At 47.3% G+C, this 26,689-nt stretch carries 36 protein-coding genes; 1 reads left to right on the forward strand and 35 read right to left on the reverse strand.

Annotated features, from left to right (window positions below; all coding sequences use genetic code 11):
- Window positions 1-24 precede the first annotated feature (24 nt).
- The 4 genes from FJM67_RS10930 to FJM67_RS10945 all read right to left on the reverse strand — a co-directional run bounded on the left by FJM67_RS10930 (window position 25) and on the right by FJM67_RS10945 (window position 5,779).
- The gene (locus FJM67_RS10930) at window positions 25-2,946 is read right to left on the reverse strand and encodes an insulinase family protein (protein WP_140589247.1); all 2,922 of its coding nucleotides are present in this window, start codon (window positions 2,944-2,946) and stop codon (window positions 25-27) included.
- Window positions 2,947-3,034: 88 nt separating this feature from the next.
- Window positions 3,035-3,607: a DNA endonuclease SmrA gene (gene smrA, locus FJM67_RS10935; protein ID WP_140589249.1), complete on the reverse strand. Its 573-nt coding sequence runs from the start codon at window positions 3,605-3,607 to the stop codon at window positions 3,035-3,037.
- 114 nt (window positions 3,608-3,721) lie between these two features.
- Window positions 3,722-4,396, reverse strand: a complete 675-nt coding sequence (ssb, locus tag FJM67_RS10940; RefSeq protein ID WP_140589251.1) for a single-stranded DNA-binding protein — start codon at window positions 4,394-4,396, stop codon at window positions 3,722-3,724.
- 24 nt (window positions 4,397-4,420) lie between these two features.
- Window positions 4,421-5,779 (reverse strand): MFS transporter, encoded by a 1,359-nt coding sequence (locus tag FJM67_RS10945; RefSeq protein WP_140589252.1) that lies wholly within the window; start codon window positions 5,777-5,779, stop codon window positions 4,421-4,423.
- A 151-nt stretch (window positions 5,780-5,930) separates the two neighbouring features.
- On the opposite strand from FJM67_RS10945, the gene uvrA reads away from it, so the two are divergent.
- A complete protein-coding gene (gene uvrA / locus FJM67_RS10950; protein ID WP_140589254.1) occupies window positions 5,931-8,753 on the forward strand; it encodes an excinuclease ABC subunit UvrA in 2,823 nt (940 codons plus the stop codon).
- Window positions 8,754-8,848: 95 nt separating this feature from the next.
- Here uvrA and rplQ read toward each other — a convergent pair whose 3' ends face one another.
- From rplQ to rpsG, 31 genes are all read right to left on the reverse strand, one after another.
- Window positions 8,849-9,229 carry a 50S ribosomal protein L17 gene (rplQ, locus tag FJM67_RS10955; RefSeq protein ID WP_140589256.1) on the reverse strand — a complete coding sequence of 127 codons (381 nt, stop codon included), beginning with the start codon at window positions 9,227-9,229 and terminating at the stop codon, window positions 8,849-8,851.
- Window positions 9,230-9,271: 42 nt separating this feature from the next.
- A complete protein-coding gene (locus tag FJM67_RS10960) occupies window positions 9,272-10,276 on the reverse strand; it encodes a DNA-directed RNA polymerase subunit alpha (protein WP_140589258.1) in 1,005 nt (334 codons plus the stop codon).
- A gap of 35 nt (window positions 10,277-10,311) precedes the next feature.
- A complete protein-coding gene (gene rpsD, locus FJM67_RS10965) occupies window positions 10,312-10,932 on the reverse strand; it encodes a 30S ribosomal protein S4 (RefSeq protein WP_140589260.1) in 621 nt (206 codons plus the stop codon).
- A 16-nt stretch (window positions 10,933-10,948) separates the two neighbouring features.
- Window positions 10,949-11,341: a 30S ribosomal protein S11 gene (gene rpsK / locus FJM67_RS10970; protein WP_140589261.1), complete on the reverse strand. Its 393-nt coding sequence runs from the start codon at window positions 11,339-11,341 to the stop codon at window positions 10,949-10,951.
- A 66-nt stretch (window positions 11,342-11,407) separates the two neighbouring features.
- Window positions 11,408-11,764 carry a 30S ribosomal protein S13 gene (rpsM, locus tag FJM67_RS10975; RefSeq protein WP_140589263.1) on the reverse strand — a complete coding sequence of 119 codons (357 nt, stop codon included), beginning with the start codon at window positions 11,762-11,764 and terminating at the stop codon, window positions 11,408-11,410.
- Window positions 11,765-11,885: 121 nt separating this feature from the next.
- A complete protein-coding gene (rpmJ, locus tag FJM67_RS10980) occupies window positions 11,886-11,999 on the reverse strand; it encodes a 50S ribosomal protein L36 (RefSeq protein ID WP_055462823.1) in 114 nt (37 codons plus the stop codon).
- A 19-nt stretch (window positions 12,000-12,018) separates the two neighbouring features.
- Complete coding sequence (secY, locus tag FJM67_RS10985; RefSeq protein WP_140589265.1) at window positions 12,019-13,350, reverse strand: preprotein translocase subunit SecY; 1,332 nt, start codon at window positions 13,348-13,350, stop codon at window positions 12,019-12,021.
- Window positions 13,351-13,785: a 50S ribosomal protein L15 gene (gene rplO, locus FJM67_RS10990; protein ID WP_140589267.1), complete on the reverse strand. Its 435-nt coding sequence runs from the start codon at window positions 13,783-13,785 to the stop codon at window positions 13,351-13,353.
- A gap of 1 nt (window position 13,786) precedes the next feature.
- Complete coding sequence (gene rpmD / locus FJM67_RS10995; RefSeq protein ID WP_140589269.1) at window positions 13,787-13,972, reverse strand: 50S ribosomal protein L30; 186 nt, start codon at window positions 13,970-13,972, stop codon at window positions 13,787-13,789.
- A gap of 6 nt (window positions 13,973-13,978) precedes the next feature.
- Window positions 13,979-14,479 (reverse strand): 30S ribosomal protein S5, encoded by a 501-nt coding sequence (gene rpsE / locus FJM67_RS11000; protein WP_140589270.1) that lies wholly within the window; start codon window positions 14,477-14,479, stop codon window positions 13,979-13,981.
- Between the two features lie 10 nt (window positions 14,480-14,489).
- Window positions 14,490-14,840 carry a 50S ribosomal protein L18 gene (gene rplR, locus FJM67_RS11005; protein WP_140589272.1) on the reverse strand — a complete coding sequence of 117 codons (351 nt, stop codon included), beginning with the start codon at window positions 14,838-14,840 and terminating at the stop codon, window positions 14,490-14,492.
- A gap of 13 nt (window positions 14,841-14,853) precedes the next feature.
- Window positions 14,854-15,387 carry a 50S ribosomal protein L6 gene (rplF, locus tag FJM67_RS11010; RefSeq protein WP_140589274.1) on the reverse strand — a complete coding sequence of 178 codons (534 nt, stop codon included), beginning with the start codon at window positions 15,385-15,387 and terminating at the stop codon, window positions 14,854-14,856.
- 8 nt (window positions 15,388-15,395) lie between these two features.
- On the reverse strand, window positions 15,396-15,788 hold the full coding sequence (gene rpsH / locus FJM67_RS11015) for a 30S ribosomal protein S8 (protein ID WP_140589276.1): 393 nt from the start codon (window positions 15,786-15,788) through the stop codon (window positions 15,396-15,398).
- A gap of 128 nt (window positions 15,789-15,916) precedes the next feature.
- On the reverse strand, window positions 15,917-16,222 hold the full coding sequence (gene rpsN / locus FJM67_RS11020; RefSeq protein WP_055462815.1) for a 30S ribosomal protein S14: 306 nt from the start codon (window positions 16,220-16,222) through the stop codon (window positions 15,917-15,919).
- Between the two features lie 12 nt (window positions 16,223-16,234).
- Window positions 16,235-16,774 carry a 50S ribosomal protein L5 gene (rplE, locus tag FJM67_RS11025; protein ID WP_140589277.1) on the reverse strand — a complete coding sequence of 180 codons (540 nt, stop codon included), beginning with the start codon at window positions 16,772-16,774 and terminating at the stop codon, window positions 16,235-16,237.
- Window positions 16,775-16,791: 17 nt separating this feature from the next.
- The gene (gene rplX / locus FJM67_RS11030) at window positions 16,792-17,109 is read right to left on the reverse strand and encodes a 50S ribosomal protein L24 (RefSeq protein ID WP_140589279.1); all 318 of its coding nucleotides are present in this window, start codon (window positions 17,107-17,109) and stop codon (window positions 16,792-16,794) included.
- A gap of 16 nt (window positions 17,110-17,125) precedes the next feature.
- A complete protein-coding gene (rplN, locus tag FJM67_RS11035; protein ID WP_140589281.1) occupies window positions 17,126-17,494 on the reverse strand; it encodes a 50S ribosomal protein L14 in 369 nt (122 codons plus the stop codon).
- Window positions 17,495-17,541: 47 nt separating this feature from the next.
- A complete protein-coding gene (gene rpsQ, locus FJM67_RS11040; protein WP_140589283.1) occupies window positions 17,542-17,808 on the reverse strand; it encodes a 30S ribosomal protein S17 in 267 nt (88 codons plus the stop codon).
- A 1-nt stretch (window position 17,809) separates the two neighbouring features.
- Window positions 17,810-18,001, reverse strand: a complete 192-nt coding sequence (gene rpmC / locus FJM67_RS11045) for a 50S ribosomal protein L29 (RefSeq protein ID WP_055462810.1) — start codon at window positions 17,999-18,001, stop codon at window positions 17,810-17,812.
- Window positions 18,002-18,415, reverse strand: coding sequence for a 50S ribosomal protein L16 (rplP, locus tag FJM67_RS11050; protein WP_140589285.1), 414 nt, complete (start codon window positions 18,413-18,415; stop codon window positions 18,002-18,004). It abuts the gene before it with no gap.
- 10 nt (window positions 18,416-18,425) lie between these two features.
- Window positions 18,426-19,106 carry a 30S ribosomal protein S3 gene (rpsC, locus tag FJM67_RS11055; protein WP_140589287.1) on the reverse strand — a complete coding sequence of 227 codons (681 nt, stop codon included), beginning with the start codon at window positions 19,104-19,106 and terminating at the stop codon, window positions 18,426-18,428.
- 14 nt (window positions 19,107-19,120) lie between these two features.
- A complete protein-coding gene (rplV, locus tag FJM67_RS11060) occupies window positions 19,121-19,453 on the reverse strand; it encodes a 50S ribosomal protein L22 (RefSeq protein WP_140589288.1) in 333 nt (110 codons plus the stop codon).
- A 16-nt stretch (window positions 19,454-19,469) separates the two neighbouring features.
- The gene (gene rpsS / locus FJM67_RS11065; RefSeq protein WP_140589290.1) at window positions 19,470-19,745 is read right to left on the reverse strand and encodes a 30S ribosomal protein S19; all 276 of its coding nucleotides are present in this window, start codon (window positions 19,743-19,745) and stop codon (window positions 19,470-19,472) included.
- 15 nt (window positions 19,746-19,760) lie between these two features.
- Window positions 19,761-20,585 (reverse strand): 50S ribosomal protein L2, encoded by an 825-nt coding sequence (gene rplB / locus FJM67_RS11070; RefSeq protein WP_140589292.1) that lies wholly within the window; start codon window positions 20,583-20,585, stop codon window positions 19,761-19,763.
- 14 nt (window positions 20,586-20,599) lie between these two features.
- On the reverse strand, window positions 20,600-20,896 hold the full coding sequence (gene rplW, locus FJM67_RS11075; RefSeq protein WP_140589294.1) for a 50S ribosomal protein L23: 297 nt from the start codon (window positions 20,894-20,896) through the stop codon (window positions 20,600-20,602).
- Complete coding sequence (gene rplD / locus FJM67_RS11080; RefSeq protein ID WP_140589296.1) at window positions 20,893-21,498, reverse strand: 50S ribosomal protein L4; 606 nt, start codon at window positions 21,496-21,498, stop codon at window positions 20,893-20,895. The genes rplW and rplD overlap by 4 nt, the downstream gene beginning before the upstream one ends.
- Window positions 21,499-21,510: 12 nt before the next feature.
- On the reverse strand, window positions 21,511-22,149 hold the full coding sequence (rplC, locus tag FJM67_RS11085) for a 50S ribosomal protein L3 (RefSeq protein ID WP_140589298.1): 639 nt from the start codon (window positions 22,147-22,149) through the stop codon (window positions 21,511-21,513).
- Window positions 22,150-22,275: 126 nt separating this feature from the next.
- Window positions 22,276-22,587 carry a 30S ribosomal protein S10 gene (rpsJ, locus tag FJM67_RS11090; protein ID WP_012071937.1) on the reverse strand — a complete coding sequence of 104 codons (312 nt, stop codon included), beginning with the start codon at window positions 22,585-22,587 and terminating at the stop codon, window positions 22,276-22,278.
- A gap of 178 nt (window positions 22,588-22,765) precedes the next feature.
- Window positions 22,766-23,989, reverse strand: a complete 1,224-nt coding sequence (tuf, locus tag FJM67_RS11095; RefSeq protein ID WP_140589300.1) for an elongation factor Tu — start codon at window positions 23,987-23,989, stop codon at window positions 22,766-22,768.
- Between the two features lie 40 nt (window positions 23,990-24,029).
- Window positions 24,030-26,117, reverse strand: a complete 2,088-nt coding sequence (fusA, locus tag FJM67_RS11100; RefSeq protein WP_140589301.1) for an elongation factor G — start codon at window positions 26,115-26,117, stop codon at window positions 24,030-24,032.
- A gap of 18 nt (window positions 26,118-26,135) precedes the next feature.
- Window positions 26,136-26,609 (reverse strand): 30S ribosomal protein S7, encoded by a 474-nt coding sequence (gene rpsG / locus FJM67_RS11105; RefSeq protein WP_140589303.1) that lies wholly within the window; start codon window positions 26,607-26,609, stop codon window positions 26,136-26,138.
- Window positions 26,610-26,689: the final 80 nt, after the last annotated feature.

Genomic DNA, 26,689 nt, shown 5'->3' on the forward strand with positions numbered 1-26,689 from the left:
GTAAATTTAATCGTTATTGTGTTGTTATAGTGTGCAAATCTCAAAGCCAGCTGCAGTCAGTGCCTCGCGCTGGGTCGCGGCGGTAATGACAGCAAGGTTTTCATTTTCTGGCGTCAAATATTGCTCGGCAACGCGCTTCAGGTCAGCCACAGTCACATCCAAAATGCGTGCTCTGAATGCTTCTCGATAAGCACGATCACGCTGGTGCAAATTCTGGAAGAAATCACCCTGGGCTTCACCCGCCGGTGAGCCTGGCTTATCCATGGAGCCAATCACCCCTAGAATAGCCTCTTCGAGGGCTTCTTCCCCATGCTCATTATCAAGTAACCACTTAATTGAACGGTCAAAGTCGTTCAATGTCTCCACTAAACGCGGGTCACGGTAAGAGTAGAAGCGGAATGCTCCGGCGCTGGCATCAAACGTAGCACCTCCACCATAAGCGCCGCCCTGTTCACGAATCGCTCGGTGTAAGAAGCCATTTCGCAAGAAACCACCCAAAACAGTAAGTGGTGCCACATCGGGATGATCACCCGCAACGGCAGTGAAGGCTTTGGCACAGAAACTCACTTGGGTATTGGTTAACCAAGCGCGCTTCACTGTTGTAGTTACTGGCGCTAACGCAAAATCTGTGTAGATCGAAGCTGGCGGCAATTGGCCCCACAAAGGAGCGAGCTGTTGCTGAAGTGTTGCCTGATGATGCTCTTCAGCCACGCATAAAATCTGCTTGTTGGTCGTCAACAGTTTTTGATGCAAGGCCGTGAGCTGTTGTTGTAGTGCGGCTAAGGCATCTGGATCTGACTTCAGCTGATCATCTAGGGCAATAATTGACTTAATGCCAGACATTCCCCCCCAAGCTTCCTGCTGGGCAGCTAGACCAGATTGTCCTGCCGTCGCTGCTGTCATGGCCAATGAATGACCCTGACCAGTAATCGACTGCTGGCGACGAGCACGGCGCTGGGCAATCAGTTCCTTGATGCGACTGCCCTCATCAAAGCGTGCTTTGGTTAAGGTATCCAACATAAGCTGCGTCATCGCTTCACTATTAGCCACAAGCGCCTTGGCAGATAGCACGAAATACCCTTTCACCGTTTGCTTGTCATTGAGCAAAATGCGGATGGAACTGGAAGCGCTGATCGCGCCACACACAGCCGCCTGACGACTTTGCACAGCGATATAGTCCTGCTCTCCAAGGCCAACCTCTGTCATCAGCATACCAAACAGCGGCAGAAGCTGAGTTTCTGCTTCACTTAGCTCAGGCAAATCCATCACGAATTGCTGATAAATCAGACCATTTGTACCCTGTGGATAAAAAGTAACAGGCACAGTTTGTTCTGATTTAGCAAAGGGATATGTTGGCAACTCGGCTGGCACGTCATCCAGACCAACTTTGGGCAACAAACTCATATCATCCTGTTGCTCTTGGCGGGCTTTCAGCGCTTTTGCCTGGTCAACAAGTTGTGCTTTTTCCGACTCACTCAAGCCAGCTTTGATTTGTGCTAGACGAGCCATTTCAGCGTCTGTACGGCGTTGATCCAAAGCTTCATCCGGCGTTAACGTCAACGTCACCCGATGGGCATTGTTCAGCAATAATTTACGTACCAGATTGGGGATATAATCTGGCGCCTGAACCTGCTCCCTTAGCTGCTCGATAACAGGATCAAGGTTCAACTGGGCAATCACATCGCCATTGTGCACGGCAGTGGATAAACCGCTGAGAATCAGCTGCAAACCATACGGGTAGCTATCACCACCGATTTCTCGCTGACTCAATTCCAATTGATGCAACATGGCATCTACCATGTCTTGAGCAACCCCCTGCTCAGCAATATTTTCTAAGGTGCTAAGCACCAACTGCTCAACTTTCTCCGTATCCCCGGGCGCCACTCCTTCAAGACCACACATAAAGCTCATTTCTTTATTGCTGTCTTCAAGGCCACATAACGGCGAAGGTGCTTGACCTAATTCGGAACTTTCTAGTGCTAAACGCAATGGTGATGCTGAGTTGTCGAGCAACACAGAGGACAGTAGTTGCGCTTCAAACTGCTGCGACAGATCGATACTCTCACCTAACAACCAACCAACGACCACATGGTTGGCATTCTCTTTGGGCTCGTCAACAGCGTAGCCTTCTTCAACTTTGAGCGGTGAAAAATAGCGTTTTGCATTAGGCACAGTGACACGATCATGCAATCGCTCAAAGCGCGACAACACCTTATCTTGAAACTGTTGCTGTAGTTCTTGCGCCGGAATATCACCGAAAGTCATAAACACCGCATTAGACGGGTGGTAATGCTTGCGGTAGAAGGCCAATAGTTGATCGTAGGTCAAATCAGGAATGTCGGTTGGCTCACCACCAGAGTTGAAGTGATAAGTGTTACTAGGGAAGAGATACTTGGTTAACGTCTGCCACAGCACCGAGTTGGTGGAGCTCATCGCCCCTTTCATTTCATTAAATACTACGCCTTTAAACTCCAATGGGGAGTCAGGATTTTCCGGCTCAGAAAACTCCAGACGATGACCTTCTTGGGCGAAATCAAGTGGATCAAGGCGGGAAAAGAATACTGCGTCTAAATAGACGTCCAGTAAGTTATAAAAGTCTTTTTTATTCTTACTGGCAAATGGATATGCGGTCCAGTCAGAAGAAGTGAAAGCGTTCATGAAAGTATTCAATGAGCGGCGAATCATCATAAAGAATGGATCGCGCACCGGGTACTTCTGAGAACCACAGAGTACCGTATGCTCCAATATGTGAGCCACACCGGTGGAATCCGTCGGCACGGTTTTTAAACCAACTAGAAACACATTTTCGTCATTTTCTGCGGCAATATGATAGTGCTTGGCTTTGGTTTCGATATGTTCGAACTCTTGCACCGTCACATTGAGCGCCTCAATAAACTCACTACGAATCGGAGCAAAGGCCGGGTGATGTGTGATAGTTGCAGACATACTATACCTCTGTAGTTGGAAACCTGTGTGGCCACATAAATAGGTGGCGATTATAACAAATATGTCAGTTTCACTGCACGAATAACCATCAACGCTTCTGGTGTCGCTCCCAGTTTTCTAAACGTGCCGCTTCACTTTTGCGGAATAATACGTATACCGCACCCAAACCACCATGATGGCGCTGGGCAGAGTGAAATGCCATGACATCATCTAGGTCGCGTAACCATTTGTTGATGTAACTTTTGAGCGTTGCTTGATTCTCTGGGGAGCGATCCCCCTTGCCATGCACGACGATACCTACGCGAATATCGTGGTGCATACAGTCCGCAACAAATTGAAAAACCTGACGTCTTGCTTGCTCTACTGTATGACGATGCAAATCTAGGCGTGCCTCTACCCCATATTTACCTTGGCGTAGACGCTTAAACACCCCATCTTGCACACCATCTCGCTTGTATTCCAACATATCGTTGGGATCGACCCGCTCCACATAATCTTTCGATAAGTGATTGCGATCTTCCTGCTCGGCATGCATCGCCGCCAGTTTACGTGCAGCAAAATCTACACCGGGCCCCTTCTTACCTAGGTAAATCTCTTCCTTCTCCAGTGGAGTGATGCCTTTTACTTCTTGGGCAAATAGGTCAAAGTCGTCACTACGCACATGACACCTCACTGATACAGGTTATCAAGGATGAAAAAGGCCCCTTAACGGAGCCTTGTCTAATCATTTCGCTCTGTTCTAGTGAATTAAGCCTAGCTCAATTTCCACCGCTTATCAGAACGGAATATCGTCATCAAAATCATCAAAGTTAGGTGCCTGCTTTGGCGGCTCAGGCGCTTTCTGTGGTGCTGGTGCGGCAGGCGCTGCGCCCCAAGAGCCGAAAGATTGTGGCTGGGGCTGCTGCGGTGCTTGTTGCTGGGGCATACCTTGCGGCGCAGATTGCTGTGGAGCTTGACCATAGCCACCTTGTTGGGGAGCATGACCATAGCTGTTGCCCATCGGTGCGTGCTGCTGCGGAGCTTGACCATAGCCACCCTGCTGCGGAGCCATTCCTTGACCGCCCATACTATTATCGTAACCGCCACCTTGCATCGGGCCGTCGCCACGACCATCTAGTAGTTGCATTTCGTTAGCAACGATTTCAGTCGTGTAGCGCTTAATACCGTCTTTTTCCCACTCTCGAGTACGTAGAGAGCCTTCTACATAGACTTTCGAGCCTTTCTTGATGAAATCACCGGCGATCTGACCTAAGCGATAGTTTCCGCGATCCATGAAGCTCACCCGGTGCCATTCGGTACGCTCTTGCATTTGACCAGTCTGGCGGTCGCGCCAGCTTTCTGTTGTTGCCAAACTCACATTAGCTACTGCTGCGCCAGATGGCATGTAACGCACTTCCGCATCACTACCCGCATTGCCTATTAGGATGACTTTATTTATTCCACGTGCCATGACGTATCTCCCATTGTAATGACGTTAAAGTGCTATCTGAGGCGCGATGCGCGCCAAAGCAGCTTTATCTAGTTGCTTCTTATCGACTTTCAAGTAAGCCGTTCGTTCATCGGTAAATATTTGCATATCTTCCACTCCTTGGATGTTAGCTAACTGCTCAGTTAGCTCGGTGATGTTTACCTCAATATCTTGTGGCAAGGTAAACGCGATACTACTCAATTGCCTTGGCGCTGGCTGGGACAATGTAAACAGGAACCAGAGAAACCAGAGCGCTGCCACTGCAAAAAACAGCACCTGCATAGAAAGCTGCCCCATCAACCAGCCACCACCAGCGCCGCCGATAAAGGCACCGAAAAATTGATGGGTGGAAAATGCTCCCATTGCAGTACCGCGATAGCCCACTGGAGCCTGCTTACTCACTAGCGAAGGCAATGTGGCTTCAAGAGTATTAAATGCTACAAAAAATAGACAAATCAAGGCGGCAAAAAGCCACAACGGCAGTTGTAGTGCAAACAAAGCAACGGATGCGGCAATGAGTGCCACAGCGATCACCAGCACTCCTTTCATTTTGCCTTTCGCCTCTGCCGCTATGACTAGGGGCAACATACCGATAAAAGCCAGTCCCATTACAATCAAGTAAAGCAGGCTATGCTGCCCCAATGCTAACCCATAGCGCTGAACCAACACTAACGGTACCGCAACGAACACAGCAGTTAAGCTCGCATGTAACAATAACACGCTGAAATTCAGATAGCGTAATGATCTGTCTGTGAGTACACGGCCTAGGGCTACCATACTCGGAGTCGTGTCACGACGAAAACTTACTTGTTTCGGTGTCGGTACGACCATCAAAATCAAGGCGATACCTACTACCGAAAAACCGAATGATAAATAGAACAAACCGCTCAAGCCGATCGCCGCAAATAGAATTGGCCCCAACACCAAGGAGATCATGAAAGAGACACCAATACTGATCCCAACGGTAGCCATCGCTTTGGTACGATTCTGCTCTTTGGTTACGTCACTAAGTAGTGCCATCAGCGTACTGGCAATCGCTCCTGCTCCCTGAACCGCGCGCCCTATAATTAACGTATAGATGTCGGTGGCATTAGCAGCAATCACGCTACCCAAGGCAAACAAGATCAAACCGCCAACGATAATGGGTTTACGACCAATTTTGTCGGACATCATCCCCATGGGTATTTGTAACAAAGCTTGGGTTAAACCATAGATGCCAATGGCCGTGCCAATTAAAGCCGCATCGGCCCCCTGTAAGCCATCGCTGGCAATACTAATAACCGGCATTATGAGAAAGAGCCCTAACATCCTAAACAAATAGACAAGTGCCAATGCCAGCACGGAACGTCGTTCGATTGTGTCCATATAGGTTGTTAACTCACTTAGGGGGTAAAGTTTGAAAGATTGCCAATTTTACTAAAAATACCGTTGAAGCTCTATTTCAACTACTGTAAAAATAGACAGTTATTCTATTTTGAACCATTTAATTCGTCATGCAAAGCCAAATTGGAGACTCATGGACACCATTACCATACGTGGCGCGCGCACTCACAATCTAAAAAATATTGATTTGGACATTCCCCGAGACAAGCTAGTGGTGATCACTGGCCTCTCTGGCTCCGGCAAGTCCTCGTTAGCATTTGATACCCTCTATGCCGAAGGACAACGTCGTTATGTAGAATCTTTGTCTACTTATGCCCGTCAATTTTTGTCGATGATGGAAAAGCCCGACATTGATCATATAGAAGGTCTCTCTCCGGCAATTTCCATCGAACAGAAGTCAACTTCCCATAACCCGCGCTCTACCGTTGGCACAATAACGGAGATTTATGACTATTTGCGCCTACTCTATGCCCGGGCAGGACAACCACGTTGCCCAGATCATGGGGAGCCACTAGAAGCGCAAACCATCTCCCAAATGGTGGATAAAGTGTTGGCACTACCAGAAGGCAGTAAACTAATGCTACTGGCACCGGTAGTAAAAGATCGTAAAGGTGAGCACTTACACACCTTAAACGAACTGCAGACAAAAGGCTTTATACGTGCGCGCATCGACGGCATCGTGGTAGATCTTGACGATGCCCCAATGCTCGAAAAAAACAAGAAGCACACCATTGAAGTCGTCGTTGACCGCTTTAAAGTCAGGGACGATTTGCAATTAAGACTGGCAGAATCATTTGAGACTTGCCTTGCGCTATCCGATGGCATTGCGCGTGTTATTGATATGGATGACGATAACTTTGAACTAATTTTTTCCAGTAAGTTCGCCTGCCCGGTATGTGGCTATAGCCTTACAGAACTGGAACCGCGTCTATTTTCTTTCAACAACCCAAATGGCGCCTGCCCCACTTGCGATGGCCTTGGAACACATCAGGTATTTGATGCTGAACGCGTAATACAAGACAGCTCCCTGACCCTCGCCGAGGGTGCCATTCGTGGCTGGGGCCGTCGGAGTATTTTTTACTATCAACAGCTCTGTGCTTTGGCCAATCATTATGGATTTGATATCGAGGCGAAGTTTCGCGATATTCCCAAAGCATTCCAAGATAAAATCCTAAATGGCTCTGGCAAAGACAAAATCAGCTTTGTCTATATCAATGAGCGGGGCGACAAGATGTCCCGCACACATGTCTTTGAGGGTGTACTGCCAAATCTACAACGCCGCTATCACGAAACCGAATCCGACAGTGTTCGGGAAGACTTAGCACAATATATCAGTACCCAAGATTGCCCTGAATGCCATGGTTCCCGTCTAAACCGATCGGCGAGAAACGTTTTTATCAATGAACAGCGCCTACCTGATGTTATAAAGCTTCCCATTGCCGACTGTCTCAACTATTTTGAAAATTTAGAGTTGCCTGGAGCGCGCGGCGAAATCGCTAGCAAAATCCTTAAGGAAATCAAAGATCGATTAACATTCTTGGTTAACGTCGGTTTGGAATATCTCACCTTAGATCGAAAGGCAGATTCCCTCTCCGGTGGCGAAGCACAACGCATACGTCTGGCAAGCCAAATCGGTGCGGGCTTAGTTGGGGTAATGTACATCCTAGATGAACCCTCAATAGGCTTACACCAGCGAGATAATGAACGGCTTATCAACACCCTAACTCGATTAAGGGATTTGGGGAATACTGTGATTGTGGTAGAGCACGATGAAGATGCGATCCGGGTGGCTGATCACCTAATCGATATCGGCCCAGGAGCTGGCGTACATGGCGGCCAAGTTATTGCCAGCGGTACACCTGCAGATATTATGGCCTGTGAAGAGTCCATTACTGGCCAATATCTCACCGGGAAACGTGCTATACGTGTGCCACAACAAAGATATAAGGCAGACCCAACCAAGCAGCTATCTATCCTTGGAGCGACTGGGAATAACCTGAATAACGTCGATCTGAACTTGCCGGTTGGTTTAATGACCTGTGTCACCGGTGTTTCCGGCTCAGGAAAATCCACACTGATAAACCGAACCCTGTTTCCTTTAGCAGCGACGAAGTTGAATGGGGCAACCACTCTTAAGGCAGCGCCTCATAGGGAAGTAAAGGGACTAGAGCATTTCGACAAATGTGTTGATATCGACCAAAGCCCAATTGGCCGCACACCACGCTCTAATCCAGCGACTTATACTGGCATCTTTACACCGATGCGTGAACTCTTTGCCGCGACGCAAGAAGCACGGTCACGTGGCTATAAACCGGGGCGTTTCTCCTTTAACGTGAAAGGTGGACGCTGCGAAGCCTGCCAAGGGGATGGGGTTATCAAGGTAGAAATGCACTTCCTTCCGGACGTCTACGTTCCTTGTGACGTATGTAAAGGGAAACGCTATAACCGGGAGACATTGGAAATTACCTACAAGGGTAAAAACATCCACGAATGTTTAGAGATGACGATAGAGGACGCCCGTGAGTTCTTCGATCCGGTTCCTGCTATAGCGAGAAAACTTCAAACATTAATTGATGTGGGACTGGGGTATATCAAGCTAGGTCAATCCGCTACCACGCTCTCTGGGGGCGAGGCACAACGGGTTAAGTTGGCAAAAGAGTTGTCTAAAAGGGACACAGGCAAAACATTATATATTTTAGATGAGCCAACAACAGGACTCCACTTTGCTGATATTGAACTACTGCTAAGCGTACTTCATCGACTAAGAGACCATGGTAATACCGTAGTCGTTATCGAACACAATTTAGATGTTATAAAAACTGCTGATTGGATTGTAGATCTAGGACCAGAAGGTGGCAGTGGCGGTGGATTTATTGTGGCGGAAGGCACGCCAGAGCAGGTAGCGGCGTCTGGACAATCCCATACCGGAAGGTTCTTACGCCCAATGCTCGCCTAAAACAGGACACCCGGTGAAAACCGGGTCTCTTTTACGTACTTGGAAAGCAAAAAAAAGCCGGACGTTTGTCCGGCTTTTTTTTAAAACACAATCACTTATTCAGCGTCAGCTTCTGCAACTGGTCGATCAACCAATTCAACATAAGCCATAGGTGCATTGTCACCAGCGCGGAAACCACATTTTAGAATGCGAATGTATCCACCTGGACGAGCTTGGTAACGAGGACCAAGTTCAGAGAACAATTTACCAACTGCTGCTTTGCTACGAGTACGAGCAAAAGCAAGACGACGATTCGCTACGGAATCAACTTTCGCCAATGTGATCAAAGGCTCAGCAACGCGACGAAGTTCTTTGGCTTTCGGCAATGTAGTTTTGATAACTTCATGCTCGAATAAAGAAGCAGCCATATTTTTGAACATCGCTTGACGATGTGAGCTAGTACGGTTTAAGTGACGTCCACTCTTACGATGACGCATTATATATTCCTTACCAAACTGCGGTGGTCAGGGAACAATGACCTAGCGAGCTAGTACCTTGCTGTCGTCTTTGAGGCTGGCTGGTGGCCAGTTTTCAAGACGCATTCCCAAAGACAAACCACGCTGTGCTAAAACATCTTTGATTTCAGTTAACGACTTCTTACCTAAGTTAGGGGTTTTAAGAAGTTCTACTTCAGTGCGTTGAATCAAATCACCGATGTAATAGATGTTCTCTGCTTTCAAACAGTTAGCACTGCGAACGGTCAACTCAAGATCATCAACCGGGCGTAGCAAAATCGGATCAATTTCATCCTCTTCTTCTTCAACAACAGTCTCGTTCTCGCTCTCAAGAGCTACGAACACAGCGATTTGCTGTTGTAGAATAGTCGCTGCGCGACGAATTGCTTCTTCTGGATCGATAGTACCGTTTGATTCGATGTCGATGACAAGCTTATCAAGGTCAGTACGCTGCTCAACACGAGCATTCTCAACACTGTAGGCAACGCGACGAACAGGGCTGTAAGAGGCATCCAGTTGCAAACGGCCGATGGGACGAGTCTCATCGTCAGCTGCAACACGAGCGTCAGCAGGCTCATAACCGCGACCACGAGCTACCTTGATCTGCATATTTAATTCTGCAGTGTCATCAAGGTGAGCAATTATGTGCTCAGGATTAGCGATCTCAGCGTCTGAAACAAGCTGAATATCTCCAGCCGTTACAACACCGGGACCTTTCTTTTTCAAAGTTAGAGTTGCTTCATCATGCCCGTGTAGAGCGATCGCAACTCCTTTAAGGTTAAGAAGAATTTCGATTACGTCTTCTTTTACCCCTTCAATCGCACTGTACTCATGCAATACACCGTCGATTTCTACTTCAACAATTGCACAACCAGGCATAGAAGACAGAAGAATGCGGCGCAACGCATTACCCAAAGTGTGTCCAAAACCGCGTTCTAGCGGTTGAAGCGTCACTTTAGCGCGCGTTTTGCCCAGTTCCTGTACTTCAATGTTGCGTGGGGTTAACAATTCGCTCACTGAACGCTGCATAGATCCACCTATTTCTATTTCCTAACCGTCAGCTATTACTTAGAGTAAAGCTCGACGATTAGGTTCTCATTAATTTCAGCTGACAAATCGGCACGCTCTGGAGCAGCTTTGTAGGTTGCTTCCAGTTTAGTTGTATCCACTTCGATCCAGTGGATAGGTGCACGATTCTTAGATAGCTCAAGTGCGTTTTGGATACGCAACTGCTTCTTAGCTTTCTCGCGGATAGCAACAACATCACCAGATTTAACTTGGTAAGATGCAATGTTAACCGCTTGACCGTTTACTAATACGCCTTTGTGGCCTACTAGCTGACGGGCTTCCGCACGAGTGGCACCAAAGCCAGCACGGTAAACTACGTTGTCCAAGCGAGACTCAAGTAGTTGCAAAAGGTTTTCACCAGTTGCACCACGCAAACGCGCTGCTTCTTTGTAGTAGTTACGGAATTGTTTCTCAAGAATGCCGTACATACGGCGAACTTTTTGTTTCTCACGAAGCTGAAGACCGTAATCAGAAAGACGACCGCGACGAGCACCGTGCACGCCAGGAACGTTTTCTACTTTACACTTCGATTCTAAAGCGCGTGAACCGCTTTTCAGTTGTAGATCGGTGCCTTCGCGACGAGACAACTTACAAGTAGGACCTATATAACGAGCCATGTGTCTGTCTCCTCAATTAAACGCGACGTTTCTTAGGCGGACGGCAACCGTTGTGCGGAATTGGCGTCACGTCTGTGATGTTATTGATGCGCAAGCCCAGCGCGTTTAGCGCACGAACTGCGGATTCACGACCAGGACCAGGGCCCTTGATCATTACGTCTACGTTCTTAAGACCGAACTCTTGCGCCGCAGTGCCGGCGCGTTCTGCAGCTACCTGAGCTGCAAATGGGGTACTTTTACGAGAACCGCGAAAACCAGAACCACCGGCAGTCGCCCAAGACAAAGCATTGCCTTGACGATCGGTGATAGTCACGATCGTGTTGTTAAAAGACGCGTGTACATGAGCAACACCGTCGACGACCGTCTTTTTGACTTTCTTCTTGGTATTGCGCGTTGCTGGCTTAGCCATATTGCACTTTTCCTATCTAATGCTCAGCTCACGACTATTCTAATCGAGAGCGAAACGCGTTAAAAATTACTTACGAATCGGCTTACGTGGGCCTTTTCGTGTACGAGCGTTCGTTTTGGTACGTTGACCACGAACTGGTAGGCTGCGGCGGTGACGGATACCACGGTTACAGCCAAGGTCCATCAAGCGTTTGATAGACATGCTGACTTCACGGCGGAGATCACCCTCTACAGTATACTTAGCAACTTCGCCACGTAGGCGGTCGAGTACTTCGTCGCTTAAAGAACCAATTTTAGCTGTTTCTTCGATACCTGCTGCTTGGCAGATTTCTTTTGAACGAGTGCGACCAATTCCGAAGATGTAAGTCAGAGAAATGACCGCATGTTTATTGTCAGGAATATTGACACCGGCTATACGGGCCATTCACTTTACTCCGTTGTTGTGGATGAATTAATTCATCACTTTGCTTACATGAGGGCGGCTGATTATGCCTATATCAGGAACAAAAATCAACCACCCTCCCATCATCGAGCAAAATGCGCGATTAGCCTTGACGTTGCTTGTGACGAGGCTCAGAGCAAATCACTCGAACTGAACCGTTACGACGAACGATTTTGCAGTTACGACAGATTTTTTTTACAGATGCACGTACTTTCATGTTCAACTCCAACCTATGCTTAACGCATTAGGCCATTTGGACCATAACCAGTCAGATTAGACTTTTTCATTAATGACTCATACTGATGACTCATCAAGTGACTTTGCACTTGCGACATGAAGTCCATTACTACAACGACCACGATTAACATCGATGTGCCGCCAAAGTAGAAAGGAACATTCCATGCCACGACAAAGAACTGAGGCATCAAAGACACTAGTGTGATGTATAACGCACCAAACAGGGTCAAACGAGTCATAACACCATCAATATATCGAGCTGTATGATCGCCTGGACGAATACCCGGCAAAAACGCACCGGATTTCTTTAAGTTATCTGCCACATCTTTAGGGTTGAACACCAGCGCTGTGTAAAAGAAGCAAAAGAAAACAATTGCTATCGCAAACAACAGCACATAGAGCGGTTGCCCAGGAGCTAGAGCCAAAGAGATGTTTTGCAACCATTCCATACCCTCTCCTTGGCCAAACCACTGACCGATAGAAGCAGGGAATAGAAGGATACTTGAGGCAAAAATGGGTGGAATAACGCCAGCCATGTTGACCTTAAGCGGCAAGTGACTCTTCTGTGCGGCAAACACCTTCTTGCCTTGTTGACGCTTGGCGTAATTAACGGTGATTCGACGCTGGCCACGCTCGATGAATACAACGAACGCGACTGTCGCAATCGCTAACACAGCAATCAACAAAAGCGCAAGAATATTAATATCGCCTTGGCGAGCCGATTCAAACGAACGACCAAGAGCAGAAGGTAGACCTGCTACGATGCCAGCAAAGATTAGGATGGAAATACCATTACCGATACCCTTCTCCGTTACTTGCTCACCCAGCCACATAAGGAACACTGTACCAGCAACCAAAGTCACAACGGCTACTGCGTAAAATTCCAAACCTGAGCTGAAGGAAATGCCTTGACTTGCCAAACCGACCGCCATTGAGGCCGATTGTACGAGCGCTAGCAAAACCGTTCCATAGCGAGTGTACTGGGTAATCTTACGACGACCAGCCTCACCCTCTTTCTTTAGTTGCTCTAGCTGCGGGCTCACCACGGTCAATAACTGCATAATGATCGAAGCAGAAATGTAAGGCAGAATACCGAGAGCGAGAATACTCATGCGCTCTAGAGCACCACCGGAGAATACGTTAAATAAACTCAGGATTGTGCCTTCATTTTGATCAAAAAGTGCTGACAAACGATCTGGGTTGATCCCCGGAACCGGAATGTGCGCACCGATACGATATACAATAATTGCCAAAAAAACGAAACGGATACGCGACCAAAGTTCAGTCAACCCGCTTTGCATCCCAGCTGGTAGTGAGCCACGCTTTGCCATTTATTCCTCGACTTTTCCGCCAGCTGCTTCAATAGCAGCACGAGCACCTTTGGTTACTTTAAGACCGCGCACTGTAACCGCTTTGTCGATGGCACCTGACAAAATCACACGTACAGTTTTGATCTTTTCACCAATGATGTCGGCGCCTTTAAGAGCAGCCAAATCTACAACTTCAGCATTAACTGCGGCTAGTTCATTCAAACGAACTTCAGCAACATACTTAGCCTGACGTGAAGTGAAGCCGAATTTTGGCAGACGGCGCTGCAATGGCATTTGACCGCCTTCAAAACCTGGCTTAACTGAGCCACCGGAACGAGACTTAAGACCTTTGTGGCCACGTCCGCCAGTTTTGCCCAAGCCGCTACCGATACCGCGGCCTACACGTTTAGGAGCATGCTTGCTACCTTCGCCAGGACGAATGGTATTTAGGAACATGTTATTCTCCTACCACTTTAACCATGTAATAAACTTTATTGATCATGCCACGAACAGAAGGAGTATCTTCAAGTTCACGACGTTGACCAATCTTTTTCAGACCCAAACCTAGTACAGTTTCACGGTGTTTTGGTAGACGACCGATCGGACTGCGGGTCAATTCAACTGTGATGGTTTTATTTGCCACGACACATTACCCCAAAATTTGATCGACAGACTTACCGCGTTTAGCCGCGATACGCTCAGGTGCACGCATGTCAGCCAAACCTTTAATTGTTGCGCGAACAACATTTACAGGGTTGGTTGAACCGTAGCACTTAGCTAGTACGTTGTGTACACCGGCAATTTCAAGCACCGCACGCATCGCACCACCTGCGATAACACCAGTACCTTGAGATGCTGGCTGCATGTAAACTTTAGAAGCACCGTGAGACGCTTTTACAGGGTACTGTAGCGTGTCGCCATCAAGAGCAACTGTTACCATGTTGCGACGAGCTTGCTCCATCGCTTTTTGGATTGCTTGTGGCACTTCGCGCGCTTTACCGCGACCGAAACCCACTTTACCGTTACCGTCGCCGACTACTGTCAGAGCAGTGAAAGAGAAGATGCGACCACCCTTTACTACTTTAGCAACGCGGTTTACTTGTACTAGCTTCTCTTGAAGGTCGCTAGTTTGTTGTTCATTAACTGCCATTTGCTACCCCTTAGAACTCTAGACCGGCTTCACGCGCTGCATCAGCCAACGCTTGCACACGACCGTGGTATTTAAAACCGGAACGATCAAATGCTACTGCAGTAACGCCTGCAGCTTTAGCTCGTTCAGCGATCAAAGCACCAACTTTCGCTGCCGCTTCTTTGTTACCTGTTGCTGCGGAACGTAGAGACGCATCAAGAGTAGAAGCGCTAGCTAGCACTTTGCTACCACATGGCGAAATTACTTGTGCATACATGTGACGTGGTGTGCGGTTAACACATAGGCGGTTAGCGCCTAAGTCACGAATATGCAAACGCGCACGACGGGCGCGACGAATTCGAGATTGTTTCTTTGTGTTCATTGACGCCTACCTACTACTTCTTCTTAGCTTCTTTACGACGAACAACTTCGTCAGCGTAGCGAATACCTTTACCTTTGTAAGGCTCTGGCGGACGGAAACCACGTACTTCTGCAGCTACCTGACCTAGCGCTTGCTTGTCGATACCACGAAGAACAACTTCTGTTTGAGAAGCACATTCAGCAGTGATGCCAGCAGGAAGCTCGTACTCAACTGGGTGAGAGAAGCCTAGTGATAGGTTTAACACGTTGCCTTTAACAGCAGCACGGTAACCAACACCTTGTAGCAATAGACGCTTTTCAAAACCTTGACTCACACCTACAACCATGTTGTTAACAAGGGCGCGAGTTGTACCAGCTAGGGCACGGCTTTGTTTTGCACCATCGCGTGGAGCAAAGGTAAGTACGTTTTCTTCTTTCTTAACTTCAACGCTTGTGTGTACGTTAAGTTCTAATGATCCTTTACCGCCTTTGATAGCGACAGATTGACCATTAAGAGCAACTTCTACACCACTAGGAAGCGTCACGGGACTTTTAGCAACTCGAGACATACTAACTCCTAGAATACTGTGCAGATTACTTCGCCGCCGATACCAGCAGCACGGGCAGCACGATCAGTCATCACACCTTTAGAAGTAGAGATGATAGCCACACCTAGACCAGCTTCTACTTTAGGAAGATCAGAAGAGGCTTTGTACTGACGCAAACTTGGGCGAGAAACGCGTTTGATTTCTTCGATTACAGGTTTACCTTCGAAGTACTTAAGTTCGATGGTTAGCGTAGGCTTAGTACCTTCTTGCACGCTGTAATCAGCAACGTAACCTTCTTCGCGAAGAACGTTAGCTACGGCTACCTTCATTTTAGAAGAAGGCATAGTTACAGATGTTTTTGCAGACATCTGTCCATTACGGATACGAGTGATCATATCCGCAAGTGTATCTTGCATACTCATTTAAGAGCTCCTAATTGAAAAACCATTGTGCAGCAAATAGAGCTCGCGCATAGTACACAGCAGCGGGCCAGATGTCCAGTTTTTGGACACCTCCCCACTGCAATGTATTATGATCGCGCTCTACTTGCTTACCAACTAGCTTTCTTCAAGCCTGGTACATCGCCACGCATCGCTGCTTCACGTAGTTTAATACGTGAAAGACCGAAACGACGGAATACGCCGTGTGGACGACCAGTAACCTGACAACGGTTACGCTGGCGAGAAGAAGATGAATCGCGTGGAAGCGCTTGCAATTTAAGCGTTGCTTCCCACTTTTCATCGTCCGATGCATTAACGTCGTTAATGATCGCTTTTAGAGCAGCACGCTTTTCAGCGTACTTAGCCACTAATTTAGTGCGCTTAGCTTCGCGTTGAATCATTGATACTTTAGCCATGATTCCTACCTCTTATTTCTTGAAAGGGAAACTAAAGGCGGCTAGCAAAGCACGACCTTCTTCGTCGGTACGAGCAGTAGTAGTAATGGTGATATCCATACCGCGAACGCGGTCTACTTTATCGTAATCGATCTCTGGGAAGATGATCTGCTCTTTAACACCCATGCTGTAGTTGCCACGACCATCGAAAGACTTCGGGTTTAAACCACGGAAGTCACGGATACGTGGAATAGCTACGTCAACCAAACGGTCGAAGAAGTCCCACATACGGTCGCCACGTAGAGTAACTTTACAACCGATCGGGTAACCGTCACGGATTTTAAAGCCCGCAACAGATTTGCGAGCTTTAGTTACTACCACTTTCTGGCCGCTAAGTGCTGTAAGATCGTTAACCGCATTTTCAAGAAGTTTCTTGTCTGCGATTGCTTCACCAACACCCATGTTTAGTGTGATTTTAGTGATTTTAGGCACTTCCATCACGTTTTTGTAACCGAACTGTTCAGTCAGTTTAGCTACTACTTGATCTTTATAAACTTGCTTAAGTCTCGCCATGGCTCAAATTCTCGCTCTTAGGCGTCGATCGCTTCACTGTTAGATTTGAAAACACGTACCTTAGTACCGTCTTCATTCACTTTAAAGCCGACGCGATCCGCTTTACCTGTAGCGCTGTTGTAGATCGCTACGTTAGAAACCTGGATAGGTGCTTCTTTTTCAACGATACCGCCAGTTGTACCCTTCATTGGGTTTGGCTTTTCATGCTTCTTGATCATATTGATACCAGAAACAATCACGCGGCTATCGTCTACTACTTTAACAACTTTGCCGCGTTTGCCTTTGTCTTTACCAGCAATTACTACGACTTCATCGTCACGTTTGATTTTACGCATTTTGTCCCCCTACCTCTTACAGCACTTCAGGCGCAAGAGAAACGATTTTCATGAACTGCTCTGTACGCAATTCACGTGTCACAGGGCCAAAGATACGTGTACCAATCGGCGCGCCTGAGTTGTTCAATAGAACCGCAGAGTTTACATCAAAGCGGATCACAGAACCATCTGGGCGACGAACACCTTTCTTAGTACGAACAACAACAGCGTTCAACACTTGGCCTTTCTTAACACGACCACGAGGGATCGCTTCTTTTACTGTGACCTTGATGATGTCACCGATAGCAGCATAACGACGATGTGAGCCACCCAGTACTTTAATACACTGAACGCGCTTTGCGCCGCTGTTATCTGCTACATCAAGCATAGATTCCGTTTGAATCATTACTGCTCTCCAAATTAATTAGATAACAAGTCCCACGAAGGAGCTGCTTATACAGCAGCTGCTTTCTCTACGATTTGCACCAACTTCCAAGTTTTAGTCTTGGAGTAAGGACGCGTTTCCACAACCTTAACGGTGTCGCCGATTTGGCACTCATTGTTTTCATCGTGGGCGTGTAATTTAGATGAACGACGAACAAACTTACCGTACAAAGGGTGTTTTTCCGTACGCTCAACTAGTACTACGATGGATTTATCCATCTTGTCGCTTACTACTTTGCCAGTAGCTGTGCGCGCATTTGTTTCTACACTTGCCATCTTAGTTACCTGCCTTATCATTTAGCACGGTTTTAACACGTGCGATATTGCGGCGAACTTGCGAGAGCAAATGAGTTTGCGCCAACTGGCCAGTGGCTTTCTGCATGCGCAGAGTAAATTGCTCACGTAGCAGTTCGATCAAGGTCTGCTGTAGCTCAGCTACAGACTTTTCTTGCAGTTCTTTTGCTTTCATCTACATCACCGTACGCGTTACGAAAGTTGTGGACAGAGGAAGCTTAGCTGCCGCTAGTGCGAATGCTTCGCGAGCTAGCTGTTCAGAAACGCCCTCAACTTCATAAAGCATCTTACCAGGTTGAATTTGAGCAACCCAGTATTCTACGCTACCTTTACCTTTACCCTGACGAACCTCTAGAGGCTTCTGAGTAATCGGCTTGTCTGGAAATACGCGAATCCAAATCTTACCGCCACGTTTAATGTGACGAGTCATAGCACGACGAGCAGCCTCGATCTGACGAGCAGTAATACGGCCACGCTCGGTCGCTTTAAGACCGAATTCACCAAAGCTTACTTGGTTACCGCGCAATGCCAAGCCACGGTTGCGGCCTTTTTGCATTTTACGGAACTTAGTACGTTTAGGCTGTAACATTGACTACCCCCTACTTAGACTTCTTCTTCTGTGCGCCTTTATCAGCACGCACTTGTTCAATACCGCCCAAGATTTCGCCTTTGAAGATCCACACTTTGACACCGATGATGCCGTAAGTTGTGCTTGCTTCATAAGTAGCGTAGTCAATGTCAGCGCGTAGAGTGTGTAGAGGCACACGACCTTCGCGGTACCACTCAGCACGTGCGATTTCAGCACCACCAAGACGACCACTTACCTGAACCTTGATACCTTTAGCGCCAGCACGCATAGCGTTCTGTACAGCACGCTTCATGGCACGACGGAACATTACACGACGCTCAAGCTGACCTGCGATGTTCTGTGCAACCAATTTAGCATCAAGCTCTGGCTTACGAATTTCTTCGATGTTGATGTGAACTGGCACGCCCATCATTGCTGATACAGCATTACGTAGTTTTTCAACATCTTCGCCTTTTTTACCAATCACGATGCCTGGACGGGCTGTGTGAATAGTAATACGAGCAGTTTGTGCAGGACGCTGAATCTCGATACGAGAAACAGAAGCCTGAACTAATTTGTCCTCAAGGTACTTACGAACCTGAAGATCGTTTAAAAGTAGCTTAGAGTAGTTTTGATTGTTCGCATACCAAGTAGAAGTATGGTCTTTAACTATCCCTAGGCGAATACCGGTTGGATGAACCTTCTGACCCATTGGGTTTCTCCTAATTAGTCAGCGACTTTAACTGTAATATGGCAACCGCGTTTGAAAATACGATCGGCACGGCCTTTAGCACGAGGGCTAATACGTTTCAGAGTCATTGCCTCATCAACGTAGATCGTAGAAACACGCAAGTCATCGATATCAGCACCTTCGTTGTGCTCAGCGTTAGCTACAGCAGACTCAAGTACTTTTTTGACAATTGCTGCCGCTCTTTTAGGACTGAACGCCAAAATGTCCAGTGCTTCGCTTACAGATTTGCCGCGGATTTGATCTGCTACCAAACGGGCCTTCTGCGCTGAGAGGCGAGCACCCTTCAATGAAGCGCTTACTTCACTCATGATTAATACCCCTTAATTACCGTTTGGCTTTCTTGTCCGCAGCGTGACCCTTGTAGGTACGGGTCGGAGCGAACTCACCCAATTTATGACCGACCATATCCTCAGTTACTAGAACTGGAACGTGTTGGCGACCATTATGGACAGCGATAGTCAACCCTACGAATTCAGGGAAGATTGTAGAACGGCGTGACCAAGTTTTAATTGGACGACGATCGTTTTTCTCTACCGCAGCCTCTACCTTTTTCAACAAATGAAGGTCGATGAAAGGACCTTTTTTCAGTGAACGTGGCACAGTCGTTTCCTCTTATTACTTAGTACGACGACGTACAATAAGTTTATCAGTACGCTTATTCTTGCGTGTTTTATGACCTTTAGTTGGTACACCCCAAGGTGTAACAGGGTGACGGCCACCAGAAGAACGACCTTCACCACCACCGTGTGGGTGGTCAACCGGGTTCATTGCAGCACCACGTACTGTAGGACGAACACCGCGCCAGCGAGTAGCACCAGCTTTACCTAGAACGCGTAGGCTGTGCTCGGAGTTAGAAACTTCACCAAGCGTTGCACGACATTCAGATAGAACTTTACGCATTTCACCAGAACGTAGACGTACGGTAACGTAACGACCTTCACGAGCAACCAACTGGGCAGAAGCACCAGCAGAACGGGCTACTTGAGCACCTTTACCTGGCTTAAGCTCGATACAGTGAACAACACTACCTACTGGGATGTTTTGTAGAGGTAGAGTATTACCTGCTTTGATTGGCGCATCTGCACCATTGGAAACTACTGAACCAGCTTCCATTCCTTTCGCTGCGATGATGTAGCGACGCTCACCATCAGCGTATTTAACCAACGCAATGTGTGCAGAACGGTTTGGATCATATTCCAAACGCTCAACTACTGCTGGGATACCATCTTTGTTGCGACGGAAATCTACCATGCGGTAGTGCTGCTTGTGTCCACCACCAACGTGACGTGTAGTAATACGTCCGTTGTTGTTACGGCCACCAGACTTGCTTTTCTTGTCTAGCAAAGGAGCGTAAGGCGCACCTTTGTGCAAGTCAGTGTTTACCACTTTTACATGGTGACGACGGCCTGCAGACGTTGGCTTACTTTTTACAACAGCCATTGACCTATCTCCCCTTATTCAGCGCCAAGAAAGTCGATTTCTTGACCTTCAGCTAAACGCACGTACGCCTTTTTGATGTCGTTACGTTTACCAAGGCCACGGATTGTGCGCTTCGTTTTACCTTTTTGGTTCAACGTGCGAACAGACTCAACTTTAACTTCGAAAAGCGCTTCGATTGCTTTTTTAATCTCTGGCTTAGTCGCGTCTTTTGTTACGCGAAACACGTACTGACCATTGCCTTCGGCAACGATAGTCGCTTTCTCAGAGATGTGTGGACCCAACAAAACTTTATAAATACGTTCGCCGATCATGCTAGTGCCTCCTCAACTTGTTTCAGAGCACCAACTGTCACCACAACTTTGTCGTAAGCAATCAAGCTAACAGGGTCAACAGACGCCGCATCAACTACGCCAACATTAGGAATATTGCGTGCAGCTAAGAATAGATTCGCATCTAATTCACCCGCAACAACCAACGCGTTGTCTAGGTTTAATTCTGCTAGTTTAGCTTTGAAAAGCTTAGTCTTAGGAGCTTCAACTTTAAGCTCTTCGACTACAACAAGACGGTCTTGGCGAGCAAGCTCAGACCAGATGGTGCGCATTGCTGCACGATACATCTTCTTGTTTACTTTCTGAGAGTGATCTTGTGGTTTAGCAGCGAAAGTTACGCCACCAGAACGCCATAGCGGGCTACGGATAGTGCCGGCACGTGCGCGGCCAGAACCCTTTTGACGCCATGGTTTTTTACCACCACCAGCCACTTCAGAGCGAGTTTTCTGAGCACGTGTACCTTGACGAGCACCAGCCAAGTAAGCAGTTACTACTTGGTGAACCAGCGCTTCGTTGTACTCACGCGCAAAGGTCACGTCAGAAACTTCTACGGTTCCTTCAGCACCTGTAAGATTCAAGTTCATTGTCTACCCCTCTTAGCGAGCTTTTACTGCTGGTTTAACGATTACGTCACCATTTACAGCGCCAGGTACCGCACCTTTTACAAGGATTAGGTTACGCTCTGCATCAACGCGAACAACTTCTAGAGATTGCGTTGTTACTTGAGCAGCGCCCATGTGACCAGCCATCTTTTTGCCTTTCCAAACACGACCAGGTGTTTGACATTGACCGATGGAACCAGGAGCACGGTGAGACAATGAGTTACCGTGTGTTGCATCTTGCGTACGGAAGTTGTGACGCTTAACGCCACCTTGGAAGCCTTTACCTTTTGATTGACCAACAACGTCAACCTTTGCAATAGACTCGAAATCCGCAACTGTTAGCTCGTCGCCAACATTGATTTCTTTTTCGTCACCTGAAAGGCGGAACTCCCACAAACCACGACCAGCTTCAACATTCGCTTTAGCGTAGTGACCCGCTGCAGCTTTGTTAACGCGGCTAGCACGGCGAGCACCAACAGTTACTTGAACAGCTGAGTAGCCGTCAGTTTCTGCAGTTTTCACTTGTGTTACGCGGTTCGGTTCTACCTCGATAACGGTTACTGGCACGGAAACACCGTCTTCGTTAAAGATACGTGTCATTCCGGCTTTACGTCCGACTAATTGAATAGCCATTTTTTACCTCAATTGCCAGTTGTGTACGGGGCTATCACCCGCTACGGCTGACCATTCCAGATCATTCCACTAATGTGCTTAGCCCAACAGACACCTGCTGGTTATCGCACCCCTAAAACTTTAGGCTTAGCCTAAAGAAATTTGAACTTCCACGCCTGCCGCAAGATCTAGCTTCATCAGTGCGTCTACAGTTTTTTCAGTAGGCTCAACGATATCTAGAACACGTTTGTGTGTACGAATTTCATATTGATCACGCGCATCTTTGTTTACGTGAGGAGAAATCAATACAGTGTAACGTTCTTTGCGAGTAGGAAGCGGAATTGGACCACGTACTTGAGCGCCTGTGCGCTTAGCAGTGTCCACAATCTCTTGCGTTGAAGCATCAATCAGGCGGTGATCGAACGCTTTCAAACGAATACGGATTTTTTGGCTTTGCATTTCCAACTCCAAATACTATGTTCGATGATTTAACTGTACAAATTTAAACCACCATCCTTTTTTAAGGACGGCGAATGTTAGCCCCTGACAAATTGGTTGTCAAGTAACCAATAAAAAAAGGGCCACCCAAATTGGGCAACCCTTTTTAAAGATCAACTAATAGTATTTAAACTATTAATTATTTGATGATCTTAGCAACAACACCAGCACCTACTGTACGACCACCTTCACGGATCGCAAAACGTAGACCTTCGTCCATAGCGATTGGGTGAATTAGGGATACAGTCATCTGTACGTTGTCACCAGGCATAACCATCTCTACGCCTTCTGGAAGCTCACAAGCACCAGTTACGTCAGTAGTACGGAAGTAGAACTGTGGACGGTAGCCTTTGAAGAATGGAGTGTGACGACCACCTTCATCTTTAGACAGAACGTATACTTCAGATACGAAGTCAGTGTGAGGAGTGATAGAACCTGGTTTAGCCAATACCTGACCACGCTCAACGTCATCACGCTTAGTACCACGTAGTAGAGCACCGATGTTCTCGCCTGCACGACCTTCGTCTAGAAGCTTACGGAACATTTCAACACCAGTACAAGTAGTTGTTTGAGTTTCACGAATACCAACGATCTCAACAGTTTCACCTACTTTAACGATACCACGCTCAACACGACCAGTTACTACAGTACCACGACCTTGGATAGAGAATACGTCCTCGATAGGCATGATGAATGCACCGTCGATAGCACGCTCTGGCTCAGGAATGTAAGTGTCTAGAGTCTCTACAAGTTTACGTACTGCAGTAGTACCCATCTCGTTGTCGTCTTCACCGTTCAATGCCATTAGAGCAGAACCTGGGATGATTGGAGTGTCATCACCTGGGAAGTCGTACTCAGAAAGAAGGTCACGTAGCTCCATCTCTACTAGCTCTAGCATTTCTGCGTATTCTTCAGTGTCAGCACCGCCACAGTCTTCAGCTAGAAGATCTGCTTTGTTAAGGAATACAACGATGTAAGGTACACCTACCTGACGAGAAAGAAGGATGTGCTCACGAGTTTGTGGCATTGGGCCGTCAGTCGCACCACATACTAGGATAGCGCCGTCCATTTGAGCAGCACCAGTGATCATGTTCTTAACATAGTCAGCGTGCCCTGGGCAGTCTACGTGCGCGTAGTGACGATCAGTAGAATCGTACTCTACGTGAGAAGTAGAGATTGTGATACCACGCTCACGCTCTTCTGGAGCATTGTCGATACCGTCGAATGCAACAGCTTTACCACCGAATACTTCTGCACAAACGCGAGTTAGTGCTGCGGTTAGAGTAGTTTTACCGTGGTCAACGTGACCGATTGTACCAACGTTAACGTGTGGTTTACTACGTTCGAACTTTTCTTTTGCCATGATACATACACCTTATGATTAGTAAGTATGATGAATAAATTTAATATTTTGTGATCGCGTCTGCCACACTAGCTGGCGCTTCAGCGTACTTTAGAAATTCCATTGCATAACTTGCACGCCCTTGCGACAAACTACGCACATCAGTTGCATACCCAAACATTTCACCAAGCGGCACTTCTGCACGGATAATTTTTCCTGACGGGGAATCTTCCATTCCCTGAACAAGACCACGACGACGATTCAGGTCACCCATCACGTCACCCATGTACTCTTCAGGTGTCACAACTTCTACCTTCATTATGGGCTCGAGAACGCAAGGGTCCGCGTCTACGGCACCTTTCTTCAAGCCCTGAGAAGCTGCAATTTTAAAGGCCATTTCGTTGGAGTCAACATCGTGATAAGAACCATCGAATAACACGACTTTAAGACCGAGCAACGGATAACCAGCAATAACGCCGTTTTTCATTTGCTCGCGAAGACCTTTTTCAACCGCAGGGATGTATTCTTTAGGAATTACACCACCAACAATTTCGTTTACAAACTCCAATCCTTCAGAGTCCGTTGGCACAAGCTTCATCACCACATGACCGTATTGACCACGACCACCGAACTGACGTACAAACTTGTGATTGACTTCGACTTCTTTACGAATTTTCTCGCGGTAGGATACCTGTGGCTGCCCGATATTCGCATCGACTTTAAATTCCCGCTTCATACGGTCAACGATGATATCTAAGTGCAGCTCCCCCATACCTGAGATAATGGTTTGGCCAGTCTCTTCGTGCGTCTCCACACGGAAAGATGGATCCTCTTGAGCAAGCTTACCCAGAGCGGTAGACATTTTCTCCTGATCGGCCTGAGACTTTGGTTCAACAGCGACAGAAATAACCGGCTCCGGAAATTCCATACGCTCTAGCACCACTGTCTTACCTTGATCGCATAAAGTATCGCCCGTGGTAACATCTTTCATACCTATTAAGGCAGCGATATCCCCAGCGCGAACTTCTTTTATCTCATCGCGATTGTTGGCATGCATTTGCACCATACGACCGACACGCTCTTTTTTACCTTTAACAGAGTTATATACAGCGTCCCCTGACTGCAAGACACCGGAGTAAACTCGAATAAAGGTTAACGTACCGACAAATGGGTCAGTGGCGATTTTGAATGCTAATGCAGCGAAAGGAGCATCATCATCGGCTTCTCGAGTGACATGTGTCTCGCCATCCTCTAGCGTACCTTCAATTGCTTTAACTTCGAGAGGCGATGGCATGTAGTCGACTACAGCATCAAGAACGGCTTGTACACCTTTATTCTTGAAGGCCGAACCACAGGTCACGAGCACCACTTCGTTCGCCAAAGTACGAGTACGCAAACCGAGTTTGATTTCCTCAACAGACAATTCACCCCCTTCGAGGTATTTGTCCATTAATTCATCATTGGCTTCAGCAGCTGCCTCAACCATTTTCTCACGCCATTCTTCAGCAACGTCCTGAAGATCCGCAGGAATGTCTTCCAACCTGTAGGTCATACCTTGATCTTCTTCATTCCACATAATGGACTTCATAAGAAGGAGATCAACTACACCGGTAAAGCTATCTTCCGTACCAATATTGATTTGTATCGGTACTGGGTTAGCACCCAAGCGAGTTTCTAGCTGACGCACTACGCTAAAGAAGTCAGCACCGGCACGGTCCATCTTGTTGACAAAGACCATGCGCGGCACTTCATATTTATTGGCTTGACGCCATACCGTTTCTGTCTGAGGCTGGACACCAGAAGAACCACATAGCACCACAACAGCACCATCTAACACTCGCAAAGAACGCTCAACTTCAATGGTAAAGTCGACGTGCCCTGGGGTATCAATGATGTTTACCCGGTGCTGTTCAAACTGCTGATTCATCCCACTCCAGAAACAAGTGGTCGCAGCTGAAGTGATGGTAATACCACGTTCCTGCTCCTGTTCCATCCAGTCCATGGTAGCTGCGCCATCATGAACTTCACCGATCTTATGAGACATACCGGTATAAAACAGAATACGTTCCGTTGTTGTGGTTTTGCCAGCATCAACGTGTGCACAAATACCGATATTACGGTAGCGGTTGATGGGGGTCTTACGTGCCACTTTAGCCTCGCAAATAAATTAGAAACGGTAGTGAGAGAACGCTTTGTTCGCTTCAGCCATACGGTGAACGTCTTCACGCTTCTTAACTGCAGAACCTTTGTTCTCAGAAGCATCAAGAATTTCGCCAGCTAGACGTAGCGCCATTGATTTCTCACCACGCTTACGCGCAGCTTCTACCAACCAACGCATAGACAATGCAGAGCGACGAGCTGGACGAACTTCAACTGGAACTTGGTAAGTAGCACCACCAACACGGCGAGACTTAACCTCAACCATTGGCTGGATAGACTCTAGTGCTTTCTCGAAGATCGCCATTGGATCTTCAGACTTAGTGCGTTCTGCAACAGTATCAAGTGCGTTGTATACGATGCTTTCTGCTACAGATTTCTTGCCGCTAACCATCACATGGTTGATGAATTTGGCGAGAAGTTGACTTCCGTGCTTAGGATCTGGAAGTACTTCACGCTTAGCGACGACGCGTCTTCTAGGCATGTTTATATCCTCTTCAGGTGAGTCCGAGACAATAAATTGCTCAGCCTTACTCTATTAAATAAAATTTTTATTGCTAAACG

Source organism: Maribrevibacterium harenarium, from assembly GCF_006385675.1.
In the GTDB taxonomy this organism is placed as follows: domain Bacteria; phylum Pseudomonadota; class Gammaproteobacteria; order Pseudomonadales; family Marinomonadaceae; genus Marinomonas; species Marinomonas harenarium.